We start from the raw sequence: 26,726 nt of genomic DNA, 5'->3' as shown, positions 1-26,726 counted from the left end.
ACAACGGCACTTGTCAGGGAAATCCCTGAAACCCTTTTCGTCCCGCCCATGCGGAGGGCGATATTTTTATACCCGGAAGGAGGAAAGCCGGTGAACGAACCCATGACCTTTTTGGACTTTTTCAGCGGTGTCGGCGGTTTCCGTAAGGGCTTTGAGCTTTGCGGTATGGTCTGCAAAGGCCACTGCGAGATCGACAAATTCGCAGACCGCAGCTACCGCGCGATCCACGATGTAAAGGAGGATGAATGGTATGGCGAGGACATCACCAAAACCGAGCCCGCCGACTTGCCGAGAGTCAACCTCTGGGCAGGCGGATTCCCGTGTCAGGACATTTCTGTATCTGGCCGGCAACGAGGGCTTGCAGGCAAGCGAAGCTCTCTCTTTTTTGAAATCATTAGACTCCTCAAAGGCACGCCTGCCGAAGATCGACCCGAATGGCTTGTCCTTGAAAATGTTAAAAATTTGCTCTCCGTTAATCGAGGATGGGACTTTGCGACCGTTCTCCATTCGTTGGCCGAAATCGGCTATCATATCGAATACGGACTGCTTAATTCACGCTTCCACGGCGTTCCGCAAAACCGGGAACGCATCTACCTTGTCGCTTATCGACATTTTAGAGCCGAGGGTGGACGAAAAGTATTTCCTGTCACCGCAGGCGACGGCAAGGCTCTTATACAGTTGATCGGCGGCACGCAGGGCAAGCGTGTTTACGACCCCACGGGTATAAGCTGTACGCTGATGAGCGAAGGCGGCGGCTTTGCTGGCAGGACGGGAATGTATTTTATCGACCTGTGCAAAGGCAATCCGAAGCTGACGGAAAACGCCCGCTGTATCAAAGCAAGATATGACAGCGGAATCGGAAACCGCAGCGCCGATAATTCGGGCGTGCTCTGTATGGGCGCAGATTGTCCCGACCGTACCGAGGAAACGGCGCTGATTCAGCTAAAACGGGACGAGGCGAAAATTTGGGAACAGGATTACACCAAATGCCTGATTGCAGACTACAACAAAATCGGGGTAAGCAACCGGGGCGAAAGCTCCGGCGTTTTTTATGGCTGCCGCGCTGTGCTGACCCCCGGCCGTGAGAATAAGAGGCAGAACGGCCGCCGTTTCAAGGAGTGCGGAGAACCCGCCTTTTGCCTGAATACGCAGGACAAACACGGCGTTTATCTCTGTGCCTGCGATTCCTGCGAACACGCTTTACCCGTTAAACAGGCGGCGAACTTTAATAAAGACAAATCCGAAAACAGGACTGAAATTCCGCTTGGCTGCGGACGAATCCGCAAGCTGACGCCCCGTGAGTGCTGGAGGCTGCAAGGCTTTTCCGATGATATGTTTGATAAAGCGGCTGCCGTCAATTCCGACGCCCAGCTTTACAAGCAGGCAGGAAACGGCGTGACGATTCCCGTTGTGTATGCGGTAGGCAAGCGTATTGTTGAAATTCAAAACGAACTGAATAAGGAGGCGATGAAGATATGAGGAAACGCAATGTTCACATTCAATTCTGGCTCGATAAAAAGGAAGCCGAGGTGTTTCAAAAGAAAGTGAAGCGCAGCGGTCTTTCCCGTGAGGCGTATTTGCGGCACTTGGTAAATGGGCTTGAACCGCAGGACGCCCCGCCGCCCGATTACTACGCCATGATGAGGGAGCTCCACGGGATCGGCAACAACCTGAATCAGATTGCCGTCAAAGCGCACACCCTGAATGTTCTCGATGTGCAGAGGTACGACGAAGCCTGCCGCAAGATTGATACGGCTGTCAAGAAAATCACCGAGGCGGTCATTTTGCCCCGCCCGATGGAATAGCGGTATGGCGACAACTTCAATCTGGCGTGTGAAAGGCTGGCTCGGCAAGGTGGTGATCTATGCGGAGAACCCCGAAAAGACGGCAAACCCGAAATTCTACGCCGACCGGGGACTGACCGGACAGGGCGGGCAGCAGCTTACCGATGTGATCCGCTACGCCGTCAATTCGGAAAAAACGCAGGAAACAGGCAGTGAGGACGACGCACCGCTCCACCGCTTCGTGTCGGGCATCAACTGCTCTCCCGCCACCGCCCGTGACGAAATGCTGGCGGTGAAGAAACGGTTCGGCAAGGAGGACGGCACGGTGGCCTATCACGGCTATCAGTCCTTTGCCCCCGGAGAGGCCACGCCGGAGCTGGCGCATGAGATCGGCGTAAAGCTGGCGACCCGGCTTTGGGGCGACCGCTATCAGGTGATCATCGCCACCCACCTTGACAAAGAAAATCATCTGCACAATCACTTTGTCGTCAACACCGTATCCTTTGCGGACGGCATCAAGTACCACCGCACCAAGAGGGACTATCACGAGATGCAGACGGTTTCCGACGAGCTTTGCCGGGAATACGGACTGTCGGTGATCGAGCATCCGCAGCAAGGTCAAGGCAAGCAATACGGCGAATGGCGTGCCGAGCAGGAACAGCGCCCCACTTGGCGTGGGCTGATCCGCACCGACATTGACGAGGCGATACGGCAGGCCATGACCGAGCGGCAGTTTTTTGATGCCTTGCGGAAAAAGGGCTATACGGTAAAAGTCGGCAAGGATATTTCAGTCAGGCCGCCGGGAAAGGAACGGTTCGTGCGCCTGATGCGCAATTTCGGTGAGGACTACGCTCTGGATAACATTCGCAAGCGCATTTTATCCCAAGGCCGCCCCGAACGAAGAACATCGGAGCAAAAGCCGGAGATCCTGCGGGTCAGGCTGATCGGCAGCTTGAAAACTGCCCGAAAACTGGCCGGCTTTCGGGCGCTGTATGTTCACTACTGCTATCTGCTGGGCATCTTCCCGAAGAACCGTCCGCAGCAAAGCAGAAAACGGATGCACTTTCTCTTGCGGGAGGATCTGTTGAAACTGGACGCCATCACCGCCGAAACAAGGCTGCTCATCGGGCATCGGATCGATACCGCCGAGCAGCTTTTTTGCTACCGTGACGAAGTGAGCGGGAAAAGCGAAGTTCTGACCGAGAAGCGCAAGCAGATCTATAAAGCAAAGCGGACGGCTGCGGTGAAGTCCGATCCTGAAAAGGCAGCGGAGGTCAAGACGCAGATCGCCGCACTTTCTAAAGAGCTTGCCGCACTGCGGAAGGAGGTGGTTTTATGTAACAGCATTGCCGAGCGTTCCGGCGTGATCCAAGAGAAAATCAAAGCTGTCCGTGAGGACGAGCACATCAAAGGAAAGGAGAAAACCAACCATGTACAATTCCGGTGACGCAGCGGAGCAAGTCGTGCGGATCAGCTTGGAGGGTACGGAAGTTGCCCTGAAGCTGACCGGCTCGGCGGCAAAGAATATCGCCGCCATGCTCTACGCTGTCTGGAAAAACCGAGATAAGAACAAGACCAAAGGCCACCAACGGCTCTCTGCCATGCTCAAAAGCGGCAAGGAACTGAAAGTGTTCACCGTCAGCGAGGAGCATCTGAAACAGTTTGCGTTGGAAGCCAAGCGGTACGGCGTTGTCTACTGCGCCCTGCGTGGTAAAGAGCGCTCTGCTGACGGTATGGTAGACATTATGGTGCGTGCCGAGGATGCGTCCAAGATCAACCGCATCGTGGAGCGCTTCAAGCTGGCGACGGTCGATACCGTTTCCATCAAGCGGGACATCGAGCAGACCAAGGCAGACAAAACCGCCCCGTCTGCGCCTGAACAGGAGAAGCCCGACAAGGCGGCGGACGACCGCCTGCTGGATGACCTGATGGGCGCACCCGTTCAAAAGGAGGAACGCGCATCCCCAAACCCTGCGGCGGCAAAGACGGAGAAATCCCGTCCGTCCGCGCCTACCTCCGAGAAGCAAAGCAGAACCGCCGAGGGTACTGCTAAATCTCCCGAAGAACGCCCCTCTGTCCGTGAGGAATTACGGGAAATCCGGGAGAGCAGGCAGAAAGAGGCGGCAGAGCCGAGCATTTCCGAACCCACCCCGGCGAAAGAGCCGAAAAAGCAGCCGGCCACTACCCACAAGCAGCCCTCCCGAAAGAAACCGAAAAAAGTAAAGGAGCGATAACCGATGAGCAATTTTGACGATATTTTTGAATCTGCCCCGCAGACCGACGAATTTGACAAGGAGGCGTGGGCGGCAAAGAAAAAGGCTGAGCGTGACGAGGTTTACGCTCTGGCTGACGCCACCGCCGAGGCCGTCTGCGCAGACGGCGGCAAGTTCCGTGACTATCTGGATGTGCAGGCGGCTTTCCGCAACTACTCTGCCACCAACGCCCTGTTGATCCTTGCCACGAAGCCGGGTGCCCGCAGACTGGGCGATAAAGACTTCTGGCGGGATCAGGGCGTGTATATCAAGAGGCAGGAGTTTAGCCGTCCCATCAAGATCGTCGAATCCAACGGCGAATACACCCGTGATGACGGCAGCATCGGCGTGTCCTACAACATCAAGCGGGTCTATGACATCTCGCAGACCACCGCCCGGACGAGAGCGCCGCAGGCGGCTTCCCATGATGCACGGGCACTGCTGAACGCCCTGATCTACAAGCGCCCTGCGCCGGTGCAGTCTGTGGACGAGCTGCCGAACGGCATGGATGCCGTGTATGACCGTGAACAAAACGCCGTTTTTGTCCGCCGCGGGCTTTCGGCAAACGACCTGTTCTGCGGCCTGTCCAATGCGCTGGCGCAGGCGGAGCTTGCCCGGACCGGCGAAGAATACACCGAGGAAAATGCCGGGTTCAAGGCGCATTGCGTTTCCTATATTCTCGGCAAAGAGTTCGGCGTGGATGTGAACGGTTATGCCTTTGAAGCACCTGCCGATTTTCTGCGCACCGATGACCCGCAGACGATCCGTGCCGAGCTGACCGACATCCGGGACACCGCCTATGACATTTCCGCAAGAATGATGCGGTCGCTAGAACAGAGCAAAACACCCCGCCAAAGTGAACAGGAGCGATGACCATGGGAAAACAGGAAAAGCGGGTATTGACCCTCGACCGCTATGAACACGGCGTTGTGGTCAATGCCCTCAATGAAATGCGGAACGATCTGCTGGAGGAAGAACGCCCCACCGACATTGTTGACGAAGTTCTTTTGAAGGTGATCGATGCCCCCGCAAAGAAGGTAAGGTGCCGAAGCGATGAAGAAAGAGAATAACCCTCTTGTCCTCTGCCTGTTCGGTATTCTCCCCGTGGTGTGGCTGGGGCTGCTGATCGCCCCTGCCGCCCACGGCGGCCTGCCGGAGATCGTCACCCGGTTTCCCGCAGTGATGAACGACCCGTTTCATATCGAGCTTTGCGGGGACAGTCTGAAAACTGTTCTCATTCTGCTCTGTGCCTATGGGCTTACGGTGGGTGTCATTCTGTCGTCCCGCCGCAATTACCGCCGAGGTGAGGAACACGGTTCGGCCAAGTGGGGCTCGGCCCGAACCGTCAACCGAAAATACCGGGCTGCTGCGCCGGAGGAAAACAAGATCTTCACGCAGAATGTCCGTATGGGTCTGGACGGACGGAAACACCGCCGCAATCTCAACACGGTCGTTGTCGGCGGCAGCGGCGCAGGTAAAACGAGATTTTACGCCAAACCGAATCTGTGTCAGGCCAACACGAGCTTTACCGTGCTCGACCCGAAAGGCGAGCTGCTGCGCAGTACGGGGCATCTGCTGCGGCAAAAGGGCTATGAGGTGCGGGTGCTGGATCTTCTGAACATGGAGAAAAGCCACTGCTACAACCCGTTTGTCTACCTGCGGGACGACAACGATGTGCAGCGGCTTGTGACCAATCTGTTCAAAAGCACCACGCCGAAAGGTAGCCAGTCCAACGATCCCTTTTGGGACACGGCCGCATCTATGCTCCTGCTGGCTCTCATTTTCTATCTGAAATACGAAGCACCGCCCGACGAACAGAATTTTCCGATGGTCATAGAGATGCTGCGCGCGGCGGATGTGCGGGAGGACTGCGACGAATACACCTCGCCGCTGGACGAGCTGTTTGAGCGGTTGGAGATGCGGGAGCCCGACCATATCGCCGTGAAGTATTACAAGGACTACCACTCCGGCAGTGCTAAAACGCTGAAATCCATTCAAATCACGCTGGCGGCGAGGCTCGAAAAATTCAACCTGTCCTCGCTGGCGGCATTGACCGCTACGGACGAGCTGGATCTGCCGTCCCTCGGAGAAAAGAAGGTGGCGCTTTTTGCCCTGATCCCCGACAATGACACCAGCTTTAACTTCTTGGTCAGCATTTTGTACACCCAGCTTTTTCAGCAGCTATTCTATCTGGCCGACCACAAATACGGCGGCAGTCTGCCCGTTCCCGTTCATTTCTTAATGGACGAGTTCAGCAATGTCAGCTTGCCGGAGGACTTCTCCAAGATCCTTGCGGTCATGCGTTCCCGCAATGTGTTCGTGTCGATCATTCTGCAAAATGTGGCGGCGCTCAAGGCGCTGTTTGAAAAGGAATGGGAGTCGATACTCGGCAACTGCGATGAGTTTCTTTATCTCGGCGGCAACGAAACTTCGACCCACAAGCTGATCTCGGAATCCTATCTCGGCAAATCCACCATCGACACCAACACCTACGGCAAATCATCCGGGCGCAACGGCAATTACAGCACGAACTATCAGATCAGCGGCAGAGAACTTCTGATGCCGGACGAAGTGCGTATGCTGGACAACCGATATGCTCTTTTGTTTATCCGTGGTGAGCGGCCGGTGATTGACGAGAAATACGACATTCTGAAACACCCGAACATTGCGCTGACCGAGGACGGCGGCGCAGCGCCCTATGAACACGGCGGGACGGAAAATGCCGTTGCAACGCTCTCGTTTGCAGGCGCTGCCGCCGAAACCGTATCCGCACCCAATGAACCCACACCCGATTATGAGCTTCTGTCCGACGAGGATATAGAGGCTCTTTTTTAATTCAATTCTCAAGGAGGATAAACCCATGAAGAACACCAAAAAGACCGCAAACAAGCTGCCTGTGCCCGGCAAGGTCAGAAAGGGCTTTCGTTTCTACTGCGCCGCCGTACTGTCGGTCGCCCTTGTGTTCGGCTGCTCCGTGACGGCCTTTGCCGCCAATGACCCGATCGCCGTTGTGAACAACCTGAGCGATTTCATTTTCGGTCTGATCCGTGCGGTCGGACTGATCCTGCTCGGCTGGGGCATCGTGCAGGTGGGACTTTCGTTCCAGTCCCACGATCCCAGCCAGCGAAGCAACGGCTTTCTCACCCTTGCGGGCGGCATCGTCATCACCTTTGCCAAAGAGATCCTCAACCTGATCACGGGCTGAAAAGGAGGCCGCAGATGGAAAAGTGTCAGTGCTATATCCACTCTCTGAAACAGGGAGAAACCCATGTGCTCGGTGAGGCGACGATCCTCAAACGCATCGGGGACAACGACTACCTTGCCGAATACAACGGCGTGAAGTGCCACGCCATATTCAATCCCTTTGCCGGGCGCTACTTTGTAGACGATGTGTACGGCGTGATCCGCAGTTCGCCCGACCGGGACAGCAGATAAATGATACGGCGCACGGGGCAGGTCATTTCGGCCTGCCCCCATTTGCCGGAAAGGAGGAAGCTGTGAAGAAATACAGCATTATTTACGCCGACCCGCCTTGGCGGTACAAGGTCTATTCTAAAAAGGGACTTGGGCGCTCTGCCGAATCCCACTACCCGACAATGGAGCTGGAAGATATACGGGCGCTGCCGGTCGGCACACTGGCCGCCGATGACTGCGTATTGTTTCTATGGACAACGATCCCGCTGCTGCACGACTGCTTTTCGGTCATGCGTGCATGGGGCTTTTCATATAAGACGGTGGCTTTCGTGTGGATCAAGCAGAACCGCAAGTCCGACAGTCTGTTTTGGGGTATGGGACACTGGACGAGAGCCAATGCGGAGTTCTGTATGCTTGCCACCAAAGGCCACCCGAAACGCCGCTCGGCCGGGGTGCATCAAGTCATTCTCTCCCACATTGAGGAACACAGCAAAAAGCCGGAAGAAGCAAGGCGGCGCATTGTCGAGCTGATAGGTGATCTGCCACGAATAGAGCTGTTCGCCCGTCAGAAAGCGGACGGATGGGATGTTTGGGGCAACGAGGTCGCCTGTAATGTTGCGCTGACGGGAGGTGAGCCGAATGTCGGATAACTGGGTCGTACAGAATTTGGAGAATGCGCTTGAAACATGGAATGAAAAGCTGGCAGAGATATGGCAGCTCATTACGCAGTCGCCGGAGCAATTCAAGGGCGGCACGATCTGGAATGTGATCGTCGGCATCCACGGTGCGGTGCAGGCCATCGGGCTTGCGCTGCTCGTTTTGTTCTTTGTGGTGGGCGTGATGAAAACCTGCGGCAGCTTTGCGGAACTGAAGCGGCCGGAACACGCCCTGAAAGTGTTCATCCGCTTCGTCCTCGCCAAAGCCGCCGTCACATACGGCTTGGAGCTGATGATCGCCCTGTTCAATATCGTGCAGGGGCTGATCTCTACCATCATGAACGCCGCAGGCTTCGGCACAGCGCAGGAAACCGTGCTGCCTGCCGAGATCGTGACCGCCGTGGAGAATTGCGGCTTTTTTGAAAGCATCCCATTGTGGGCAGTGACCTTGATCGGCGGGCTATTCATTACGGTCTTGTCGTTTATCATGATCATGACCGTGTATGGCAGGTTTTTCAAACTTTACCTTTACACGGCCATTGCGCCGGTCCCGCTCTCGGCCTTTGCGGGTGAGCCGTCGCAGAACATCGGCAAGAGCTTCATCAAGAGTTATGCCGCCGTCTGCTTGGAGGGTGCGATCATCGTACTGGCCTGCATCATCTTCTCCCTGTTTGCATCCAGCCCGCCCGTGGTCGATCCCGACGCTGCGGCGGTAACGCAGGTGTGGTCGTATGTGGGCGAACTGATCTTCAATATGCTGGTGCTCGTCAGTGCTGTCAAAATGGCCGACCGTGTTGTTAGAGAAATGATGGGATTGTAATCTGAAACTAGGCGTTTTCTTATGCCCAAATCATAGGAGGTATTATTTTGGAAGTAAAGATCAACAGGGAGATCCGCAATTACACGGAGTCTCTTATTTTTGGCCTGTCTTTGCGTCAGTGTGTTTTTTCGGCGCTGGCTATCGGCGTGGCTATTGTATTGTACTTTGTACTGAAACCCCATGTGGAAACGGAAACCGTATCCTGGATGTGTATTCTGGGAGTGGCACCCTTTGCGGCTATGGGCTTTATCCGTTACCATGGCATGAACTGTGAACAGTTTCTGTGGGCATGGTTCCGCTCTGAAATTCTGGAACCGAAGCGGCTTTCTTTCAGGCCGACCAATTATTACTATGAGGCGCTGAAAGGCACCCTTGCAGAACACGAAAAAGAAATACTGTCCGGAAAGCCTGCACACAAAGCAAGGAAGCGTAAGGCTGGGAAAAAGGAGGAACACCATGCTTAAAACACTTACGACACTATTCAAGCAGGATAAAGAGCGATACACTGTGCCGCGCCGGGTGCAGGATACGATTCCCATCAGACGCATCTGGAATGATGGTATCTTTCTTGCTGGGAATCGCTACTGCCGTACCTGGCGATTTTCAGATATTAACTATCAGGTGGCCAGTGAAGAGGATAAGAAGGTCATGTTCCTGGATTATTCCGAGGTGCTGAACAGTCTGGAGGCTGGCTTGATTGCAAAGATCACGGTTAATAACCGTAGCCTGAACCAAGCAAGCTTTGAGCAGGACGTGTTGATGCCGCTGCGGAATGACAGGCGGGACGGCTACCGCATGGAGTATAACGGCGTCATTTCGGCAGCGGCTGCCGGAGGAAATGGAATTGTGCAGGAAAAATACATCACGATTTCCGTTTGCAAAAAGAGCATCGAAGAAGCCAGAAGCTATTTTGGCCGTGTCGGAGCAGACTTGAAAGCGCATTATACGGCCTTGGGTTCTAAATGTGTGGAGTTGGATGCCACGGAGAAGCTGCGTGTGCTCCATGACTTCTATCGCCAGGGGGAGGAGGCGGATTTCCATTTTGATGCACAGGATATGATGCGCAAAGGCCATGATTTCAGAGACTATATCTGCCCGGACTTCATCGAGAAGCACAGCGACTATCTTATCCTGGGCGGTAAGTTCTGCAGGGTATTGTACCTCAAGGACTATGCCAACTATATCAAGGACTCTTTCATTTCGGAATTGACCGATCTGAATCGCAACATGATGCTTTCTCTGGACATCGTGCCTATTCCTATGGATGAAGCAGTGCGGGAAATCGAGAACCGTCTGCTGGGCGTAGAGACCAATATCACCCAATGGCAGCGCCGTCAGAACGCAAACAACAACTTTTCTGCGGTCATTCCCTACGATATGGAGCTGCAAAGAAGGGAAAGCAAGGAGTTTCTGGATGATCTGACGGCCCGTGACCAGCGCATGATGCTGGGCATTCTGACCATGGTGCTGACTGCCGATACCAAAGAACAGCTCGACATGGATACTGACCAGATCCTCTCTCTGGCCCGTCAGAAGATGTGCCAGATGGCAGTGCTCAAATATCAGCAGATGGATGGACTGAATACGGTCTTGCCGATTGGAACCAGAAAGATCAATACCTTTCGCACGCTTACCACGGAGTCTCAGGCGGTATTTATGCCCTTTAAGGTGCAGGAGATCCAGGACAAAGGTGGTATCTATTTCGGAGAAAATGCCATTTCGCATAACCTGATCCTCTGTAATCGAGAAAGGCTCTTGAACCAGTCCACGTTTATTCTGGGTGTCCCTGGTTCCGGCAAGTCCTTTGCGGCCAAGGAATTGATCGCTTTCCTGATTCTGAATACCGAGGATGATATTCTGATCTGCGATCCGGAATGCGAGATGGTTCCGCTGGTGGAGGCACTGGCAGGCGATATTGCAGCTATTATCCACATGAAGGCCGGCGGCAGAGATCGTTTGAATGCCATGTATATGGTAGAGGGCTACGGCGAAAACAATCCCATTGTGGAGAAATCTCAGTTTATTATGTCCTTGGTGGAGCAGATCGACAAAAGCGGCATCGGCCCTCAGCACAAGTCTATTATCGACCGATGTGTGGCCGCAGTATATCAGGAAGCAGCGGAAACCGGCATTGTGCCGACGCTCTGTACGCTCCGTGAAAAGCTGCTGGCACAGCCGGAGGAAAAGGCAAAGGAGATCGCACTGTCCCTGGAGCTTTATACAACTGGTTCTCTGGATATCTTCGGACATACCAGCACGGTGTCTCTGGATAAGCGCATTACGGTCTTTGACATTCGTGATCTGGGCGCACAGCTTAAACCCGCGGGTCTGCTGGTCATTACGGATACGATCCTCAACCGTGTTACGTTGAACTGGAAGAAGGGCAAGCGCACCCATGTATTTATTGACGAATTCCATGTGGTTTTTGAGAACGAACACAGCGGAATCTTCTTTAATTCCGCATGGCGTCAGTTCCGTAAACGCAATGCGTACCCGACGGCGATCACCCAAAACGTTGAATATCTTCTGGACTCTGTGCAGGCCAGCACCATGCTCTCCAATTCGGAGTTCATTATCATGCTGAATCAGGCGGCGTCCGACCGCAAGAAGCTGGCAAAGCTTTTGAATATTTCCAGTGAACAGATGAGCTATGTCACCAACGCAGATGCAGGCTGCGGCCTCATTAAGTATGGCAGCGCTCTGGTTCCTTTTGAAAACCATTTTCCTCACGGCACCAAGCTTTACCAGCTCATGACTACCAAGCCTGGAGAAGGTGTTTTCGGCAGCAGCGCATCTTGAAGAAAGGTGAATCAATAATGAAAAGACAATATCTGACGATCAGGGCGGCCACATGTGCCGCCCTTTTTCGTTTCTTTGTAATTTAGAGGTGCAGAACGGAGGTGAAGCCATGCCTGACATCAAAATGCGAGATGTGGTTAAGGGAACGGTAAAGGTGATCGACAAGTCGGTGGTGGCCGCCGAGCGGATGAAGGACGCCTATGTCCGCACCAAGGACAAGGCCGAGCACGACATTTTGGCGGCGGAATCCACGCCCGAAGAATACGCCGCCGACCGTACCTTGACCGGGACGGGAACAGTAGTTCACGAAGCTGCCCATGGGTTGGACAAGGCTGGCCGTAAGGGTATGAATACCACCGAGGAGAACATCTCCAAGGCAAAAGACTATTTTCGGCGGAGAAAGGCAGACTTGCCGAAAAAGCAGGCACAGGACGCCATGCGGCGGGTGCGCCGCTCGGCCAATGCCACGCAAAAGACAATCAGGATGGTAGACCGCAGCGATAGAACCATCAAGCAGACGGCAAAATCTACGGGCAAGGCGGCAGTCAAGACCACGCAGAAAACCATCAAGACCGCCGAGCAGACCGCCCAGACGACCATAAAAACGGCGCAGGCTGCGGAAAATGCGGCCAGAAAGTCCGCTCAGATGACGGTAAAAACAGCGCAGAAAGCGAAGCGTACCGCTAAAGGTACTGCAAGAGCAGCGGGCCATGGCGTAAAGGCTGCCATGAAAGCCACGGCTGCTGCAGTCAAAGCCATTATTTCCGGCACAAAGGCTTTGGTCGCTGCCATCGTTGCAGGCGGCTGGGTGGCCATTACGGTCATTCTTCTGATTTGCCTGATCGCTTTACTTTGTGGATCTGTCTTTGGAATTTTCTTTTCCAGTGAAGATGCCGGGACTGGAATGCGGATGCAGACCGCTGTGCAGGAGATCAATGCGGAATATGACGCGAAGTTAGAGGCTGCAAAAAGGTCTGCGTCCTATGACAATATGGAGATCAGCGGTGGTCGAGCCGTGTGGAAGGATGTGCTGGCGGTCTATGCGGTGAAAACCAATACCGACGAGAACGATCCCCAAGAGGTTGCCACGATGGACGAGAGCAAGAAAAAAATCCTTTCGGACATCTTCTGGGAGATGAATTCCGTATCTTCCCGCACAGAAAGTCATTCGGAAGCGGAGGTCACCGAGACGGATGACGGAAACGGCAATATCGTCCAAACGGAAACGACAGTTACAAGAACTACGTTATATATCACGGTTTCCCACTTGATGGTGGATGAAATGGCTGACCGGTATGGCTTTGATGCGGAGCAGCGGGAATACCTTGCCGAACTGCTCAAGAATGAAAATAATTCTATTTGGGCGGCAGTGCTTTACGGCATCCGGTACAGTGATGACCAGATCGTTACCGTGGCACTTTCTCAGGTGGGCAATATCGGCGGTCAGCCCTATTGGTCATGGTATGGGTTGGGGGGCGTGTAGAGTGGTGTGCCTGCTTTGTGAGTTGGTGCGCCAACGAGTGCGGCTACATCGACAGCGGTGTTATCCCGAAGTTTGCAGGCTGTGTTAGTGGCGTTCAATGGTTCAAAGATCGAGGACAGTGGTTGGATGGCTCTGCGGAACCGGTTCCTGGTATGATCATTTTCTTTGACTGGGATAATCGTGGCAGCTCCGGCCCCCAGGATGGAGAGGCTGACCATGTAGGTATCGTGGAGAAATGTGAAAACGGCATTGTCTATACCATCGAGGGGAATTCCGGTGACAGCTGCAGACAGAACCAATATCCCGTGGGCCATTATGAGATCCTCGGATATGGCGTTCCAGCGTATTAAATTTTCTGATGCAAGACACAAAGAAATATCGGTGAGCTTCCAGAAGGCGGCGGGGATACCCTTGCCGCTTTTCTATTATGCGCAGTAGATAGCAAATAAAATCAGCCACGATCAAGTGATCGTGGCTGAACAAACCTCAATTTCTTTTCGTGGAGTTTTTCACTCCACGAGTACCTATGACGATAGATACCCGTAGTAGTTTTATGTATTGTACCATGTTTCCTTTGGAAATTCAAGAGGAAACTGCCATTTTTACAGGGTTTTTCCAAAATTTTGTCGAAAGGGCACATCCAGAAAGCAAACCGAAAGCGATCAGAACCGCCATTTACTTCTTTTTACATTTTCTCCGCAGGTTTTCCGCAGTCAAATCGGCAGTCAAAATGCGAGAGGGAGCAGATAAAGCTAAAATATAACCAGCATTTAAGTGCCAGATCAAAGGAGGAAATCACAATGGCAAAAGGCGAAAATATCTTTCGACGCAAAGATGGGAGATGGGAGGCCAGATACATCAAAGGCCGTGAGCTGGATGGCAAGATTAAATATGGGTTTTGTTACGGTAAGAGCTACCGCGAGGCAAAGGAGAAAGTGACGCAGTGTAAAGCGGATGTGCTTGCCGGAAAAACGGCATCGCAATCTGCTTTACACCATCGTTTAGCATTTTACTGCGATGAGTGGCTGCGGAAGAAGAAAAAGAAAGTTCGAGAATCTACCTATATAAAATACACTACAAATTTAGAAAAACACATTAAGCCCAGGCTTGGCAACTGTTATCCACAGGGGTTCACTTCTGACAATGCAGATGACTTTACAGATGCTCTTTTGTTTGAGGACGAGCTTGCAGCAAAAACAGTCCATGATATTTTGGTGGTGCTGCATGGTGTTCTGCGGTACACAGCCACACAGCTCCCAGGTTATTCGGCAATTAATATCAACTATCCGCAGGAGATCTATACGGAAATGCGCGTCCTTTCCTGCGATGAGCAGGAACAGCTCATGAAGTATCTGCTGACGGATACAGATCCCTGTAAATTTGGGCTCCTATTTATGCTGATCACCGGTGTGCGCATCGGTGAACTGTGTGCTCTGAAATGGAGCAACATTGACTTGAAGGCGAACACGGTCCATATTGCCGCTACACTCCAGCGGCTGCATAATACGACGGCAGATGGTGGCAGCCAAACCCATATTGTGATCGGAGCGCCCAAAAGCAAGAAATCGATCCGTACCATTCCGCTGAACGATTATGACGCTGCGCTTTGCCGCAGGTTCGCTGGCAGGGACGATACATATCTCCTTACCGGAACAGAGAACTATATGGAGCCGCGCATGTTGGAGTACCGATTCCAGAAGTATACGCAGGAATGCGGCTTGGAAGGTGTTCATCCCCATACGCTTCGGCACACCTTCGCTACGAGGGCGGTGGAAGCAGGATTCGATATCAAATCACTGTCCGAGATCCTTGGTCATTCCTCGACGGCTATTACCTTGGAGCGGTATGTCCACTCCTCGCTGGCCTTGAAACGCACCAACATGGAAAAGCTGGACAAAGTGGCGGGATTTTGATCTCTCCGCAGTCAAAAAAGTGTGTCAATCTTTATGTGCGATGGCGAAAGCCCTGATGGGAAAAGGGCTTTCGCCATCTCTTTCGAGGAGTGAAAAACTCCACGAAAGTGGTGTGAACACATGGTTTCAGCCAAAGCGTGAAGGATATATTCTGAGGTTTGGAGGAACCATGCTTGCCCGGTAGCTATTATACCGCAGTTATATCAAATTTACCCAATGAGTGTAAGGAAATAGCTCTTGGGATATTTTTGGAGAAGAAAGTAAATAGGAGAAGTCTTATCCACAAAGAAAGGAACCGAATTTAATGCAGCTCAATATCACAACGGACTATGCGATCCGCATTGTCCTGTGTGTCGCCATCCAGCATCAGGCATCGGCGGCATCTGTTTGTCTGGCTATGGGTATCCCTCTGGAATACACCCGAAAGGTCGCCCACCAGCTAAAGGAAGCAAATATCCTGCATGTCGATCGTGGAAGCCATGGCGGCTATTCATTGGCCCGAAAGCCAGAGGATATTTCACTTTTCGACATCGTGGATTACATGGAAGGAACTACCCGCATCAACCGCTGTTTGGAGCCGGATCACTTCTGCTCCAGAAACGGCACGGAAACCTGCCCAGTACGCAAGTATTATGAGGAGCTGCAAAGTAAGTTTGATGAGACACTTCACTCTGTGACGATCGCACAGCTGACGGAAAGTTGTGGCTGACCGGGGCCGCTACGTTTTTTGCACTCAGCTGGTACATGACCGAGAAACGGGCGCCAAAGTTTACCGCACTGGGAACAGGTGACGCGAGCGCACAACACGGTGGCTCTACCTCCGTAAATCGAATGCTGCGAATAAGAAAGGCGGCTGACGGACTCACTTACGGGCGTGTTAGCCCAAGGTGAAAGGGGTCAGGCCATTACTCTCTTATTCTAACAGCTTCGGCTTTGAGATGGAAAAAGACGCGGCTGGCGGCCGTGCCTTAAATCTTAATTATCATTGTAGGAGGTGTTCCTATGGTGTTTGAAACTGCGTTGTTTGGATACCGAAAGACTGTTGTGGATGCGTATATGGAAAAGCTGGTTCAGCAGAGCTATGACCAGGAAGAACGCATCAGGCAGTTGGAAGAAGAACTCCATAGGGCTACTCATGAAATTTACAGCTTGCAGGATGAGATTCGGGTTCACAAGGAAATCAACAGGGCAATCTCTAAATGGAAAAATAAAGAAGACTGAACGGTAGGATTCAGAAATATGGGTAAACAAAAAACGAAAGACGTGATGCCGGTCAACTGGAGGATAGATGCCGTATGCGCTGCAGCCCAGAAAGCCGGAAAAGGATACGCAAAATTTGTTGCGGAGGATTTAAGCGCAGATCCGGATCTTTATCAAAGGATACTGGATGAATTCAGAGAGGCTTTTCTGCTCAAGCGAGAGTGGGAGGCGGAGAGAGTCAGACGCGCTGCGAAAGAAAGAGTCAAGGCCAAAGGTAAAAAGCGCGGATCCTCAACGGAAACACTTCTCTAGCAGATCCCAACTTAGCTGCAGAAAATAGCGCTCTATGTAAAATGCAAAATGGAGGATTGGATTTATGGATGAGTTCAAAAAAACAAATATTGTAAACTTTCCAAAGCAAGGGCCTGCCGAAAAGATCACTCCACTGCGTACATGCCATACGCTTCCGCAATCTGCCCGAAGTTTCTTTTTGAATATCAAGGAAATGGAAAACGGACACTTTTCCGGAGAAATCTTTAATCTGTTTTACGAAGATGCCATTCCTTTTTGTGGCTTGGATGAGGCAATCCTGCGCATGAATCAAATGATGGATGAGCTGAGTAGCCCACAGGCATCGACAGCGCTTCGCAGTTTTTGCGATAGAAAAAAGGAAGCCGAGTCAGAAGTGGCACTGTATCAAAGGCGTGAGCAGATACTGGAGCGGTACTATGAGAAGGAATTTATGCAGTCGCGGCTATCCCGTAAGCCACAGATCCAAATTGAAGTTTTGTATCGGCAGAACGCTACATGGCAAGGCAGGATCTCTTTGATGCGTCCGTTTGAACCGAGATGCAAATGCTTCCGCTCTGTGCTGGAGCTGATACACCTGATCCATTCGGTATATCAGCAATGACCGTTTGAAAACGGAGATTTGGCTATTCACATTGGAAATAGTTTTTAATAGGAAATCAGGAGGAACAGGAACATGGCACGAGGCAAATACAAACGAAAGCGGGAACGCAGCCGCATGAGGGCGACTATGATCGAAGAGCTGAACCTTCCGGCACGGATCGTGAACCGCCTGAGAGGCGCGAATATCTTTACGCTGGCTGATTTGGTTACATATTCCGAAAAAGAACTGGCCACGCTTCCCGGCGTTGGAAAGGTGGCCCTGGAGGGCATCGTGGAGGCCGTGCAGCAACACGGAGCACATCTAAAGGACGAGTAATTCGTGCTTGCGGTGTTAGATGGAGCATTTGGCGTATGAGCCATGAAAAACGAGAATGAGGAGCAACGAATATGATTTGCGGTATAGAGACTTATGATACCAATGAGTATCATTACCGGATCAAAGCTATAGAACGGTTCTGCATTCACTTTCCACGACCGCCGAACCGGCTTTTCTGTCCATCAGAACATGTGATGGAGAAGCTGTCGTGCGGCGAGGAAAGCAGCAGCTCTGCGAGAGGGTCCGCGGTGCTGCTGTGTCGGAGTCCATAGCGGACTTTCCGGTTCAGGAGACACCATCCCCAATGGGATGGATATGGTTTGTCCAATAGAAACACCAAAGAATACTTTTTAGGAGGTAATTACTATGAACAAAACTGAGCTGGTCGCCGTCGCGGCAGAAAAGACGGCACTGACCAAGAAGGACGCGGAGGCCGTCATCACGGCGGCTCTGGATGCAATCGCTGAAGCCCTGCGGGGCGGCGATGATGTGAGACTGGTAGGCTTTGGCACCTTCGGTGTGCGGGAGCGTGCTGAGCGTACTGGCAAGAACCCCCGTACCGGGGAGCTTGTAAAGATCCCTGCGGCCACGATCCCCACCTTCAAGCCCGGTAAGGCTTTGAAGGATGCCGTCGTAAAGTAAGAGGGGACTTTTGGTGTGCTGCGGTACACCGATGAAATATTGTATGAGAAAGGAAAATACAGAATGTACAAATCAAAACATAAAGAAAAAATGGCTTTGTTCTCAGGCAAGCGGATAGCGGCGTTTGTGCTGGCATTCCTGCTTTGTGTTGGAACGCTGCCCATTAACTCCTTCGCAGTCGAGGGAGACGACATGAGCCAGGATGCACCGGCGGCAGCCGATGCGACGCTAATACCCCTTGTCGGATTGGCGCTGTCCGGCGGCGGAAAGGCCAGCGCGGACATTGAAGCGGGGCAGTTCTGGTTCGAGGTGACTCAGACCGGCGGAGATCCCACTGCTGTCAGCGGCGTGCCTACGGGTCTGGTCACTACGAAGGCGGGCGTTCCCCACTGCGCGGCTGTGGACATCGAGGTCGGCACCTGGACCTTTACCAAGGTGGGTACTTATACCTTCACCGTCGTTGAACAGACGCCTCCCGCAGGCTATGCCGTGGGTGGTGATGCGACCAGGACCTTCAATGTAAAGGTGGAACAGAAGGATGGCCGGCTGTATGTCTCCGCTGATAGTACTGTGTTCCCTGAGGTCGTGTTCTTCAACACCTATACCTATCCCGATGCCGTCAAGGATACCGTTTCCGGTTCCGTGACCCTGAAGGCCGTGGATGGGAACAAGGCCTTTGGCGACGGTGACTTCTCCGTGAAAATCACTGAGAATGCCGCCAATGACACTACCGGCTATACCGGCTTTGTCGCTGGCGACAAGGACGTCTCCGCTGACGGTAGCTTCTCCTTCGACGAGATCAGCTTCAGCAAGGTGGGCACCTACAAGTTCACGGTGACGCAGAACAACAAGGGCGCTGCCGGCTACACCTATGACGATGCTTCTTATGAGGTCACCGTTACCGTTGAACTGGACACTACCACCAACACGCTGAAGAAAAATGTCACCTATACCAAGAACGGTGTTGAGGCAACGGATATCATCTTCAACAACTATACCTATCCCCCCCATGTCATGCGGGATACCACCTTTGGTTTTGTGACGCTGAAGGGCTGGGATGGGTACAAGGCCTTTGGCGACGGTGACTTCTCCGTGAAAATCACTGAGAATGCCGCCAATGACGCTACCGGCTATACCGGCTTTGTCGCTGGCGACAAGGACGTCTCCGCTGACGGCAGCTTCTCCTTCGATGAGATTAGCTTCAGCAAGGTGGGCACCTACAAGTTCACCGTGACCCAGAACGATAAGGGTGCAGCTGGCTACACCTATGACGATGCTTCTTATGAGGTCACCGTCACCGTGGAACTGCACAAGGTCCTCTTCCTGCTGCAGAAGACTGTCACCTACACCAAGAACGGCCAGCCCGTTGACAAGCTCGAGTTCAACAATACCTATACTTCTCCTGACGCCATCACGGATACCACCATCGGTTCCGTGACTCTGAAGGACGAGGACGGTAACGACAAGACCTTTAACGACGGCGACTTCTCCGTGAAGATCGTGGCCAACGATGCCAATGATACCACCGGCTATACCGGTTTCGTCGCTGGCGATAAGGATGTTGCTGCTGACGGCAGCTTCTCCTTCGACGAGATCAGCTTCAGCAAGGCAGGTACCTATAAGTTCACCGTGGCCCAGAACGATAAGGGTGCAGCTGGCTACACCTATGACGATGCTTCTTATGAGGTCACCGTTACCGTGGAGCTGGACAAGGCCACCAACACCCTGAAGAAGACCATCATCTACACCAAGGACTATGTTGATGAGGTAAGGGAGGTCGTGTTCAACAATACCTATGCGACCCCGGCTCCTTCCGACATCACCTTCAGCGGCAACAAGACGCTGAAAGAGAATGGCGTGGATAAGGCCATGGAGGAAGGTCAGTTCAGCTTCACCATCGAAGCGGACGCTTCTACCGATGCGACCGGTTACACCGGCTTTACCGCCGGAAGCCAGGATGTGGCGGCCAACGGCAGCTTCTCCTTCGGCACGGTCAGCTTCACCAAGGTTGGCGTGTATAAGTTCACCATCTCTGAGGTGGATAAGGGCGCGGCTGGTTATCACTATGATGCCAATGCTGTGACCGTGACCGTCACCGTGGAGCTGGATACTGCAACCAACACCCTGGTGGCGACTGCGACCTATGAGAAGGCCGGTGAGACTGCGGACGGCATCACTTTTGCCAATACCTACGATACCCCCGATGCTGTCGATCAGGACCTGACCGGTAATGTAAGCCTGGGTGGCGACCGCAAGACCAGCGACATCAAGGCCGGCGACTTCACCTTTAAGGTAACGCCGGATGCCGGCAACGACGAGAGCGGCTATACGCTCCCGAACACGGCGGCAGCTTCCAAGGACGGCGGCGACATCGACTTCAGCAAGATCACCTTCACCAAGGAAGGTACTTACAAATTCACTATTTCCCAGGATAACCTCGGGAAAGAGGGATACACCTATGACGACTCCACCTATGTGGTGACCGTTACGGTGACGCTGGATAAGGCTACAAACAAGCTGGTTCCGGTGATCAAGCTGGAAAAGGTCAAGGATGGCGTGACCACTGCTGTGGATGCGATCAGCTTCGCAAACAGCTATAAGAAGCCCACTCCTGCCAATCCCAGTGTTGAGCCTTCCAAGCCTTCCGACAGACCTCAGACTGGAGATACCACCAATGTGGCTGTTTGGGGCGGCCTGTTCCTGCTCAGCGCTGCCCTGCTGGTCGTGTGCTGCATCGCAGGCTGGAAGAGAAGAAAGACATCCAACACCAAGTAAGACAGAGGAACAACCCAATACCTCTATAACAAGCGGGCGGTGACGGCGATATGCCGCCTGAAAAGAGAATAGCCGATCCGGCAGCAATCTCCGTCACCGTTTTGAGGGCGCTCAGTAAGTAGTTACACTTGCTGAGTGTCCTCTTTTTTATCCTCACAAAAGCAGCTCTGTTTCATCCGCACGGCGGCAAGGTGAGAACATGAGAGAGAATGTAGGAATGCTCCAGGTGTTGAAATAGCCGAAGAGGCTCATAACAGCAAACAGTCATGGCGTTGCTGTTTCGACTGGCACAATTCAAGATACACTCTATCAAAAGTCAAGGAAAGAACTGAAAAAACGAAGCCTTTGCTTGGCTTAGCTTTCTGCGGCCTTTCAACGCTGACACAACGGCGCTGCGGAACATTTACAGGCTGTCGCAGCCCTCCGCCTGATTTGGATTTTCCAAAAATTCAAATCGAAACGGAGGGAAACACAATGGATGAAAATCATCCAAAACGAAGAAAGGACAAATATAATCCCTATACCATCGGCACGACCGAGGACGGACGCCACTGGCTGACCTTTTCGGATGGTCAGGGTGATCGGCATCATTTTGAGATCAGCGCTGCCGTATTTGCACTGTTCGATTCCTTTGAGCTGGACGATCTCTCCTATCTGAACGAGATGGATCGTCACTATGAGCAGTCAGAACTCACGGAGGCATCGTTGTATGACCGGGCAGTGCATCGTCCGGCGACGGTTGAAGAAAGTGCCTTGCAGAGCATGGAATATGCGCGGTTACATAGGGCAATTGCAAAACTGCCAGAAATACAAAAGCGGAGGTTGATCCTCTACTATTTTCAGGGATTGACCTATGAGCAGATTGCAGAAATGGAGGGATGCACCAAACGGGCAGTAAAATTCAGCGTAGACATCGCCGTGGAAAAGCTCAAAAAGTTTTTCAAAAATTTTTGAGTTCAGACTACACAAATAGCCTTTAAGTGAGGAAACAGGTGGAGAGGTACGAAAACTCTCTGCCTGTTTTCCTTTTTGGCAAACAGGTGTGATCCTTGACAACCGAATACCCATTCGTCAAGCACATTCCTATTGCCATTGCGAAAGCATGAGCCACATTAGCGGCTGCGTCACGATCCGTATTTCGGGGAGCGAGAAACAGTCGGCTATCACGGGCGGGCGGCTTCCGCCCCGGCGACGACCGGCAATAGGGCTAACGATACTCCCGTCCAGCCATAGTCCGAGCGTGATAAGCGGCATTTCGACCGTGAAGCCGTCGCAGGCAGTGGGGGCGGTCATGAGAGAACCTCGTGAGGGTGAAATTCCCGTGGAGCCGACAGCCATCGGCCGCTTGATGACTTCCCAATAGAAAATCGGGGTGTCGAGGACAAATAGATTTTCTTCAAAATACCACGGTCAAGCGACAGGACGGGTCTGACGAAACGGAGAATGTTATATCTCTCACCGACCTTGATTCTGTTCTGCCGCTTGACCTCTACATAGGCGGGAACGCCTAAATACACAAAGGAGGTCATCACAGAATGAACCACACATATTTGCGCGGCGATATGTATTACGCCGATCTGGGCCGGGGCATCGGCTCCGAGCGGGAGGGCTACCGCCCCGTCGTGATCATTCAGAACAATGTAGGGAACAAACACAGCCCCACGGTTATTATCGCTTCCATCACGAGCAAAACCGGCGTGAAAGCCAAACTTCCCACCCATTACTACATCGACGCCGAGGACGGCTTGGAGCTGCCCTCTATCGTCCTGCTGGAACAGTTGCGCACCGTCGATAAGCGCCGCTTGGGAAACTTCATCGGGCATCTGTCCGAAAAGCACATTTGCGGCATCAACCATGCACTGGCGGTCAGCATCGGTCTGATCGAAAGCGTCCCGAAAAAACTGATCCTCTGCCTTTGCAGCACCTGCGCCGATAATTTCTACGGCACGGGTGCTTATTATTTGCGCAGGATCGACCCGCTGCAGGCAGCGAAGGACACTTGCACCTACTGCAATCAGCGGAAAGGGTATGACTACGAGCTTGTGCCGAAAAGACGGTAAGGAGGCGGCCTATGGAATCACAGACAGCCTACAAGCTGCTATTTACGGATTATCCCGATGTAGTCAATGTTGAGCAAATGTGTGAAATGCTCGGCGGCATCTGCGATAAAACTGCCTATCGGCTTTTGAAGTCCGGCAAGATCAAGAGCTTTATTGTCGGTCGCCGCTATCGAATCCCGAAGCTCAACATTCTGGAATACTTGGACTTGATAGAAAAATCTACTGCGTAAAACCTCGTTTGCACATTTGGCCTGTGAAGTTCTTTCTGCTACAATGTGAATGTCAATGGCAGATGGATCTACGCTGTACCATTCAAAGGAGGTTTTATTATGGTAGCAGGACATCTGCGAGAAAAAAACGGGTACTATCATATGGTGCTGAACTATGTGGACGAATACGGTAAACGGCACACACCGTCGAAGTCCACGGGCCTAACCGTAAAGGGAAACAAAAAGCGTGCCGAAAAAATGCTTTCCGAAGCTCGTGCCGCAAAAGAAGCCGAATTAGAGGCAAGAGCAATCGAACGCAGCACAGGCAAAGCCCCCGCAGGCACAATTCTTTTTACGGCATTTCTGCTCGACTGGCTGGATATGACAAAAAAGAATGTGGAGGAAACAACTTACGGAGCGTATTCTATGACGATAAAAAGCAAAATCATTCCGTACTTTGAGGAACACCACCCCGGACTGGCTCTGTGCGAGGTCACGCCAAAGCACATACAGGATTACTACACCTATGAATTGACGGTACGGGGCGTTTCTGCCAATACGGTCATACACCGTCACGCCAATATTCGTAAAGCCTTGCAACACGCTTTCAAACTCGGCCTGATCGACTCGAATCCAGCAGATCGGATTGAACGGCCAAAAAAGGAAAAGTTCGTAGGCAGCTTCTATGAGGAGGATGAACTGAACCATCTTTTTGAAGTTGTCCGTGGCGACCCCATTGAGCTTGGCGTGATCCTCGGTGCATTTTACGGCCTGCGCCGCAGCGAGGCCGTAGGCCTGAAATGGGATGCCATCGACTTCAAGAAAAAGACCATTACGATTCGACACACCGTTACGCAGGCGACCATAGACGGCAAGAGCAAGATCATTCAAAAGGACAGGACAAAGACAAAGGCCAGCTATCGTAGCCTGCCGCTTGTGCCGCCATTTGAGGAATTGCTGCATCGTCTGAAAGCAGAACAGGAGCTGAACCGAAAGCTGTGCGGGAAATCTTATTGCAGGAAGTTTGTCGATTATATCTATGTCAATGAAATCGGTGAGCTTGTGAAGCCCGGATATATCACACAGCATTTCCCGCTGATCCTGCAAAAGAACGGTATGCGGAAGATCCGTTTCCATGATCTTCGTCATAGTTGTGCAAGTCTGTTGTATGCAAACGGTGTCAGCCTGAAAGAAATTCAGGAGTGGTTGGGTCACAGCGACATTTCGACCACCTCAAACATTTACACGCACTTGAATTTCACTTCAAAGGTTGCGTCTGCCAATGCGATTTTGGGCGTATATCCCTCCGCTTAATGTGCTATGTCCCTCCAATGTCCCTCCGAAAATCAGCCCGAAAACGGCAAATTTGCTGATGAGCGAGGGACATACATAAGAATATAGAGCATAAAGAAAAGCCCGCAAACCCAGCTATATCAAGGGTTTGCGAGCCATTCGGTGTGGTGCCGGTGGCGGGGGTCGAACCCGCACGGGTTATTAGCCCAACGGATTTTGAGTCCGCCTCGTCTGCCAATTCCAACACACCGGCATCTATTATTTTAAGTCATCTCCCGATGCCCCAACCGAGAAAACGGAGGGACATCATGGAGGGACATTAAAACCAAATTACATATTCAGTTTTGAAAAAGCCTTGCAAAATCAAGGGTTTCCGCCAAGGCGGTATGAAGCGGCGAAGTGGATTTTGAGTCCACTACGTCTACCAATTCCATCACACCGGCAGAGGAGACTCTACTATTATAGCCGAAGCGGCGGCGGATTGCAAGAGTAATTTTCCCGCCCATCACTCCGCAGCTACGGCCAACAGCTCCGGAACGGTGTCCACGATGCACCGGGCGCCGGCCTGCTCCAGCAGCGCCCGCCCCCGGAAGCCCCAGGCCACTGCCGCCAGCGGAAGTCCTGCCCGGTGAGCCATCTCCACGTCTACCTCGCTGTCGCCCACATACAGGGCGTGCTGGGCGTCCACCCCCAGCTGCTCCATGGCGCTCCACACCATCTCCGGTGCGGGCTTGGAGGGGATACCGTCTCGCTGCCCCAGTGCTGCCAACCCCGGAAAGAACCGGGCCGCCAGCGTGCGGGTGGTCTCGTCCGGCTTGTTGGATACCACCGCCAGCTTCAGCCCCCGCTGACGCAGCTGCTCCAGCAGCTCCGGGATGCCCGGATAGGGGCAGGTGCGGATGCAGTTGTGGGCCTGATAGTAGGCCCGATACTCCGCCAGCACCTTCTGCTCCTGAGGATATCCCTCCGGCAGCGCCCGGTGGATCAGCGGCCCGGCGCCGTTTCCCACGAAGCGCCGCACCTCCTCAAGGGTCCGCAGAGGCAGCCCGTGAGCCGCCAGCACGTGGTTTACGGCGTCCTGCATATCCGTCAGGGTGTCCAGCAGGGTGCCGTCCATGTCAAATAGGATCGCATGATATCTGCCCATGGCCGCCCTCACCCCCGGATCAGGGTGGCCAGACCGGCGTGGGCGGCGGCCTGCTCCGCCTCCTTCTTGCTGTGGCCCTGACCCTTCCCGATGGGCTGCCCGTTCAGCAGCACACGGGAAGTGAATACCTTGGCGTGGTCCGGACCGCTGGCGGAGACCAATTCATATTGCAGCGTCTGGTTGCTGCGCCGCTGCACCAGCTCCTGCAGCTCCGTCTTGTAGTCCCGGCGGCGCTCCTCCACATCCGTCTCCCGCTCCTTATCCAGCAGGACCCGGTGAATGAGCGCACGGGCCGCCTCCAACCCGCCGTCCAGATACACGGCGGCAAAAACGGACTCCGTGGCGTCCGCCAGTATGGACGCCCGCTGCCGGCCTCCGCCGGCCTCCTCGCCCTTGCCCAGCTTCAGATAGGATCCCAAGTCGAGACTCTGGGCCACCTCGTGCAGACTCTCCTCGCAGACCAGTGCGGCCCGGATGCGGGTCAAGTCCCCCTCCGGCAGATCCGGGTGCTTGCGGAACAGATAGTCCGCCGTCACCAGACCCAGCACGGCGTCCCCCAGAAACTCCAGCCGCTCATTGCTATGAATGCCCAAGCTGCGGTGCTCATTGGCGTAGGAGCTGTGATATAAAGCGCCTTCCAGCCGCTTCCGATCCCGGAAGGTATAGCCCAGACGCTCCTCTAAAGTACGCATTGCATAACTCCTTTCCGGCCGGAAAAGAAAGCCCCGTGGACAAACTCCAACGGGGCGTTCTTTCTTCACGGTCGTGTCAGCTCATCTTATTGTACAGATAACGAACGCAGTCACCGACGGTTTTCAGCCCGGTCAGGTCGTCCTCGTCGATCTCACCGACGTTGAATTCTTCTTCCATGGCCATTACCAGCTCCACCAGATCCACAGAGTCAGCGCCCAGATCATCCACAAAGGAGCTGTCCATGCTGATCTCGTCAGCATCAATGGCGAACTGTTCAGCGATCAAATCCTGCATCGTCTTGAAGATGTCTTCCATCGTCATAAGATGATTCCCCTCCTTTCGGGTATCGCTCTGAAAG

Annotated in this window: 30 protein-coding genes and 1 tRNA gene; 27 read left to right on the top strand and 4 right to left on the bottom strand. The window is 53.2% G+C overall.

Translation table 11 applies throughout. The annotated features are described in order from the left end of the window. Positions 1–90: 90 nt before the first annotated feature. The 27 genes from dcm (at position 91) to KJS28_RS06915 (ending at position 24,549) form a co-directional block, all read left to right on the top strand. Positions 91–1,479 (top strand): DNA (cytosine-5-)-methyltransferase, encoded by a 1,389-nt coding sequence (gene dcm, locus KJS28_RS07040; protein WP_228298350.1) that lies wholly within the window; start codon positions 91–93, stop codon positions 1,477–1,479. Then, positions 1,476–1,805, top strand: coding sequence for a MobC family plasmid mobilization relaxosome protein (locus KJS28_RS07035; protein WP_015523958.1), 330 nt, complete (start codon positions 1,476–1,478; stop codon positions 1,803–1,805). Before dcm ends, KJS28_RS07035 begins: the two co-directional genes overlap by 4 nt. A 4-nt stretch (positions 1,806–1,809) precedes the next feature. Continuing rightward, complete coding sequence (locus KJS28_RS07030) at positions 1,810–3,231, top strand: relaxase/mobilization nuclease domain-containing protein (protein WP_213540389.1); 1,422 nt, start codon at positions 1,810–1,812, stop codon at positions 3,229–3,231. Further along, complete coding sequence (locus KJS28_RS07025) at positions 3,215–4,018, top strand: PcfB family protein (protein ID WP_213540388.1); 804 nt, start codon at positions 3,215–3,217, stop codon at positions 4,016–4,018. Before KJS28_RS07030 ends, KJS28_RS07025 begins: the two co-directional genes overlap by 17 nt. Positions 4,019–4,021: 3 nt before the next feature. Next, the gene (locus tag KJS28_RS07020; RefSeq protein ID WP_213540387.1) at positions 4,022–4,909 is read left to right on the top strand and encodes a hypothetical protein; all 888 of its coding nucleotides are present in this window, start codon (positions 4,022–4,024) and stop codon (positions 4,907–4,909) included. A 2-nt stretch (positions 4,910–4,911) separates the two neighbouring features. Next, the gene (locus KJS28_RS07015; protein WP_213540386.1) at positions 4,912–5,106 is read left to right on the top strand and encodes a hypothetical protein; all 195 of its coding nucleotides are present in this window, start codon (positions 4,912–4,914) and stop codon (positions 5,104–5,106) included. Further along, positions 5,090–6,871, top strand: a complete 1,782-nt coding sequence (locus tag KJS28_RS07010; protein WP_213540385.1) for a VirD4-like conjugal transfer protein, CD1115 family — start codon at positions 5,090–5,092, stop codon at positions 6,869–6,871. Before KJS28_RS07015 ends, KJS28_RS07010 begins: the two co-directional genes overlap by 17 nt. Before the next feature lie 25 nt (positions 6,872–6,896). After that, the gene (locus tag KJS28_RS07005) at positions 6,897–7,241 is read left to right on the top strand and encodes a glutamyl-tRNA amidotransferase (RefSeq protein ID WP_213540384.1); all 345 of its coding nucleotides are present in this window, start codon (positions 6,897–6,899) and stop codon (positions 7,239–7,241) included. A gap of 14 nt (positions 7,242–7,255) precedes the next feature. Beyond that, the gene (locus tag KJS28_RS07000) at positions 7,256–7,471 is read left to right on the top strand and encodes a hypothetical protein (RefSeq protein ID WP_213540383.1); all 216 of its coding nucleotides are present in this window, start codon (positions 7,256–7,258) and stop codon (positions 7,469–7,471) included. 62 nt (positions 7,472–7,533) lie between these two features. Beyond that, positions 7,534–8,100: an MT-A70 family methyltransferase gene (locus tag KJS28_RS06995; protein WP_213540382.1), complete on the top strand. Its 567-nt coding sequence runs from the start codon at positions 7,534–7,536 to the stop codon at positions 8,098–8,100. Next, positions 8,090–8,926 (top strand): VirB6/TrbL-like conjugal transfer protein, CD1112 family, encoded by an 837-nt coding sequence (locus tag KJS28_RS06990; RefSeq protein ID WP_213540381.1) that lies wholly within the window; start codon positions 8,090–8,092, stop codon positions 8,924–8,926. Before KJS28_RS06995 ends, KJS28_RS06990 begins: the two co-directional genes overlap by 11 nt. Positions 8,927–8,973: 47 nt before the next feature. Further along, positions 8,974–9,390 (top strand): PrgI family protein, encoded by a 417-nt coding sequence (locus KJS28_RS06985; RefSeq protein WP_213540380.1) that lies wholly within the window; start codon positions 8,974–8,976, stop codon positions 9,388–9,390. Beyond that, positions 9,383–11,725 (top strand): VirB4-like conjugal transfer ATPase, CD1110 family, encoded by a 2,343-nt coding sequence (locus KJS28_RS06980; RefSeq protein ID WP_213540379.1) that lies wholly within the window; start codon positions 9,383–9,385, stop codon positions 11,723–11,725. The genes KJS28_RS06985 and KJS28_RS06980 overlap by 8 nt, the downstream gene beginning before the upstream one ends. A 109-nt stretch (positions 11,726–11,834) precedes the next feature. Continuing rightward, positions 11,835–13,208 carry a CHAP domain-containing protein gene (locus KJS28_RS06975; protein ID WP_456341198.1) on the top strand — a complete coding sequence of 458 codons (1,374 nt, stop codon included), beginning with the start codon at positions 11,835–11,837 and terminating at the stop codon, positions 13,206–13,208. Beyond that, positions 13,184–13,558 carry a CHAP domain-containing protein gene (locus KJS28_RS12920; protein WP_456341202.1) on the top strand — a complete coding sequence of 125 codons (375 nt, stop codon included), beginning with the start codon at positions 13,184–13,186 and terminating at the stop codon, positions 13,556–13,558. The genes KJS28_RS06975 and KJS28_RS12920 overlap by 25 nt, the downstream gene beginning before the upstream one ends. A 450-nt stretch (positions 13,559–14,008) precedes the next feature. Then, the gene (locus KJS28_RS06970) at positions 14,009–15,121 is read left to right on the top strand and encodes a tyrosine-type recombinase/integrase (protein WP_213540378.1); all 1,113 of its coding nucleotides are present in this window, start codon (positions 14,009–14,011) and stop codon (positions 15,119–15,121) included. Between the two features lie 304 nt (positions 15,122–15,425). Further along, positions 15,426–15,830: an RrF2 family transcriptional regulator gene (locus KJS28_RS06965; protein WP_213540377.1), complete on the top strand. Its 405-nt coding sequence runs from the start codon at positions 15,426–15,428 to the stop codon at positions 15,828–15,830. A gap of 293 nt (positions 15,831–16,123) precedes the next feature. Then, positions 16,124–16,342: a hypothetical protein gene (locus KJS28_RS06960; RefSeq protein ID WP_213540376.1), complete on the top strand. Its 219-nt coding sequence runs from the start codon at positions 16,124–16,126 to the stop codon at positions 16,340–16,342. An 18-nt stretch (positions 16,343–16,360) separates the two neighbouring features. After that, the gene (locus KJS28_RS06955; RefSeq protein ID WP_213540375.1) at positions 16,361–16,633 is read left to right on the top strand and encodes a hypothetical protein; all 273 of its coding nucleotides are present in this window, start codon (positions 16,361–16,363) and stop codon (positions 16,631–16,633) included. Positions 16,634–16,697: 64 nt separating this feature from the next. Further along, complete coding sequence (locus KJS28_RS06950; protein WP_213540374.1) at positions 16,698–17,234, top strand: hypothetical protein; 537 nt, start codon at positions 16,698–16,700, stop codon at positions 17,232–17,234. 72 nt (positions 17,235–17,306) lie between these two features. Then, positions 17,307–17,549 carry a DNA-directed RNA polymerase subunit alpha C-terminal domain-containing protein gene (locus tag KJS28_RS06945; protein WP_228298349.1) on the top strand — a complete coding sequence of 81 codons (243 nt, stop codon included), beginning with the start codon at positions 17,307–17,309 and terminating at the stop codon, positions 17,547–17,549. A 366-nt stretch (positions 17,550–17,915) separates the two neighbouring features. Then, the gene (locus KJS28_RS06940) at positions 17,916–18,191 is read left to right on the top strand and encodes a non-specific DNA-binding protein Hbs (protein WP_213540372.1); all 276 of its coding nucleotides are present in this window, start codon (positions 17,916–17,918) and stop codon (positions 18,189–18,191) included. A 192-nt stretch (positions 18,192–18,383) separates the two neighbouring features. Beyond that, positions 18,384–20,966, top strand: a complete 2,583-nt coding sequence (locus KJS28_RS06935) for a streptococcal pilin isopeptide linkage domain-containing protein (RefSeq protein WP_213540371.1) — start codon at positions 18,384–18,386, stop codon at positions 20,964–20,966. A gap of 474 nt (positions 20,967–21,440) precedes the next feature. Beyond that, the gene (locus KJS28_RS06930) at positions 21,441–21,920 is read left to right on the top strand and encodes an RNA polymerase sigma factor (RefSeq protein WP_213540370.1); all 480 of its coding nucleotides are present in this window, start codon (positions 21,441–21,443) and stop codon (positions 21,918–21,920) included. A 581-nt stretch (positions 21,921–22,501) separates the two neighbouring features. Beyond that, a complete protein-coding gene (locus KJS28_RS06925) occupies positions 22,502–23,026 on the top strand; it encodes a type II toxin-antitoxin system PemK/MazF family toxin (protein ID WP_213540369.1) in 525 nt (174 codons plus the stop codon). Between the two features lie 11 nt (positions 23,027–23,037). Then, positions 23,038–23,256, top strand: coding sequence for a helix-turn-helix domain-containing protein (locus KJS28_RS06920; protein ID WP_213540368.1), 219 nt, complete (start codon positions 23,038–23,040; stop codon positions 23,254–23,256). Positions 23,257–23,355: 99 nt separating this feature from the next. After that, positions 23,356–24,549 carry a tyrosine-type recombinase/integrase gene (locus KJS28_RS06915; protein ID WP_213540367.1) on the top strand — a complete coding sequence of 398 codons (1,194 nt, stop codon included), beginning with the start codon at positions 23,356–23,358 and terminating at the stop codon, positions 24,547–24,549. A 144-nt stretch (positions 24,550–24,693) separates the two neighbouring features. On the opposite strand, the gene KJS28_RS06910 is transcribed toward KJS28_RS06915, so the two are convergent. The 4 genes from KJS28_RS06910 to acpP form a co-directional block, all read right to left on the bottom strand. Next, positions 24,694–24,781, bottom strand: a tRNA-Leu gene (locus KJS28_RS06910). A 252-nt stretch (positions 24,782–25,033) separates the two neighbouring features. Beyond that, the gene (locus KJS28_RS06905; protein ID WP_213540366.1) at positions 25,034–25,675 is read right to left on the bottom strand and encodes an HAD family hydrolase; all 642 of its coding nucleotides are present in this window, start codon (positions 25,673–25,675) and stop codon (positions 25,034–25,036) included. Between the two features lie 8 nt (positions 25,676–25,683). Then, entirely contained in the window at positions 25,684–26,367 is a 684-nt protein-coding gene (rnc, locus tag KJS28_RS06900) for a ribonuclease III (protein WP_213540365.1), read from the bottom strand. A gap of 76 nt (positions 26,368–26,443) precedes the next feature. Next, a complete protein-coding gene (acpP, locus tag KJS28_RS06895; protein WP_021858642.1) occupies positions 26,444–26,689 on the bottom strand; it encodes an acyl carrier protein in 246 nt (81 codons plus the stop codon). Between the last annotated feature and the right edge of the window lie 37 nt (positions 26,690–26,726).

Origin of the sequence: Vescimonas coprocola (assembly GCF_018408575.1) — a bacterium.
In the GTDB taxonomy this organism is placed as follows: domain Bacteria; phylum Bacillota; class Clostridia; order Oscillospirales; family Oscillospiraceae; genus Vescimonas; species Vescimonas coprocola.
Note: the sequence above shows the minus strand (reverse complement) of the source record. Positions and strands in the feature narration are given on the sequence as shown.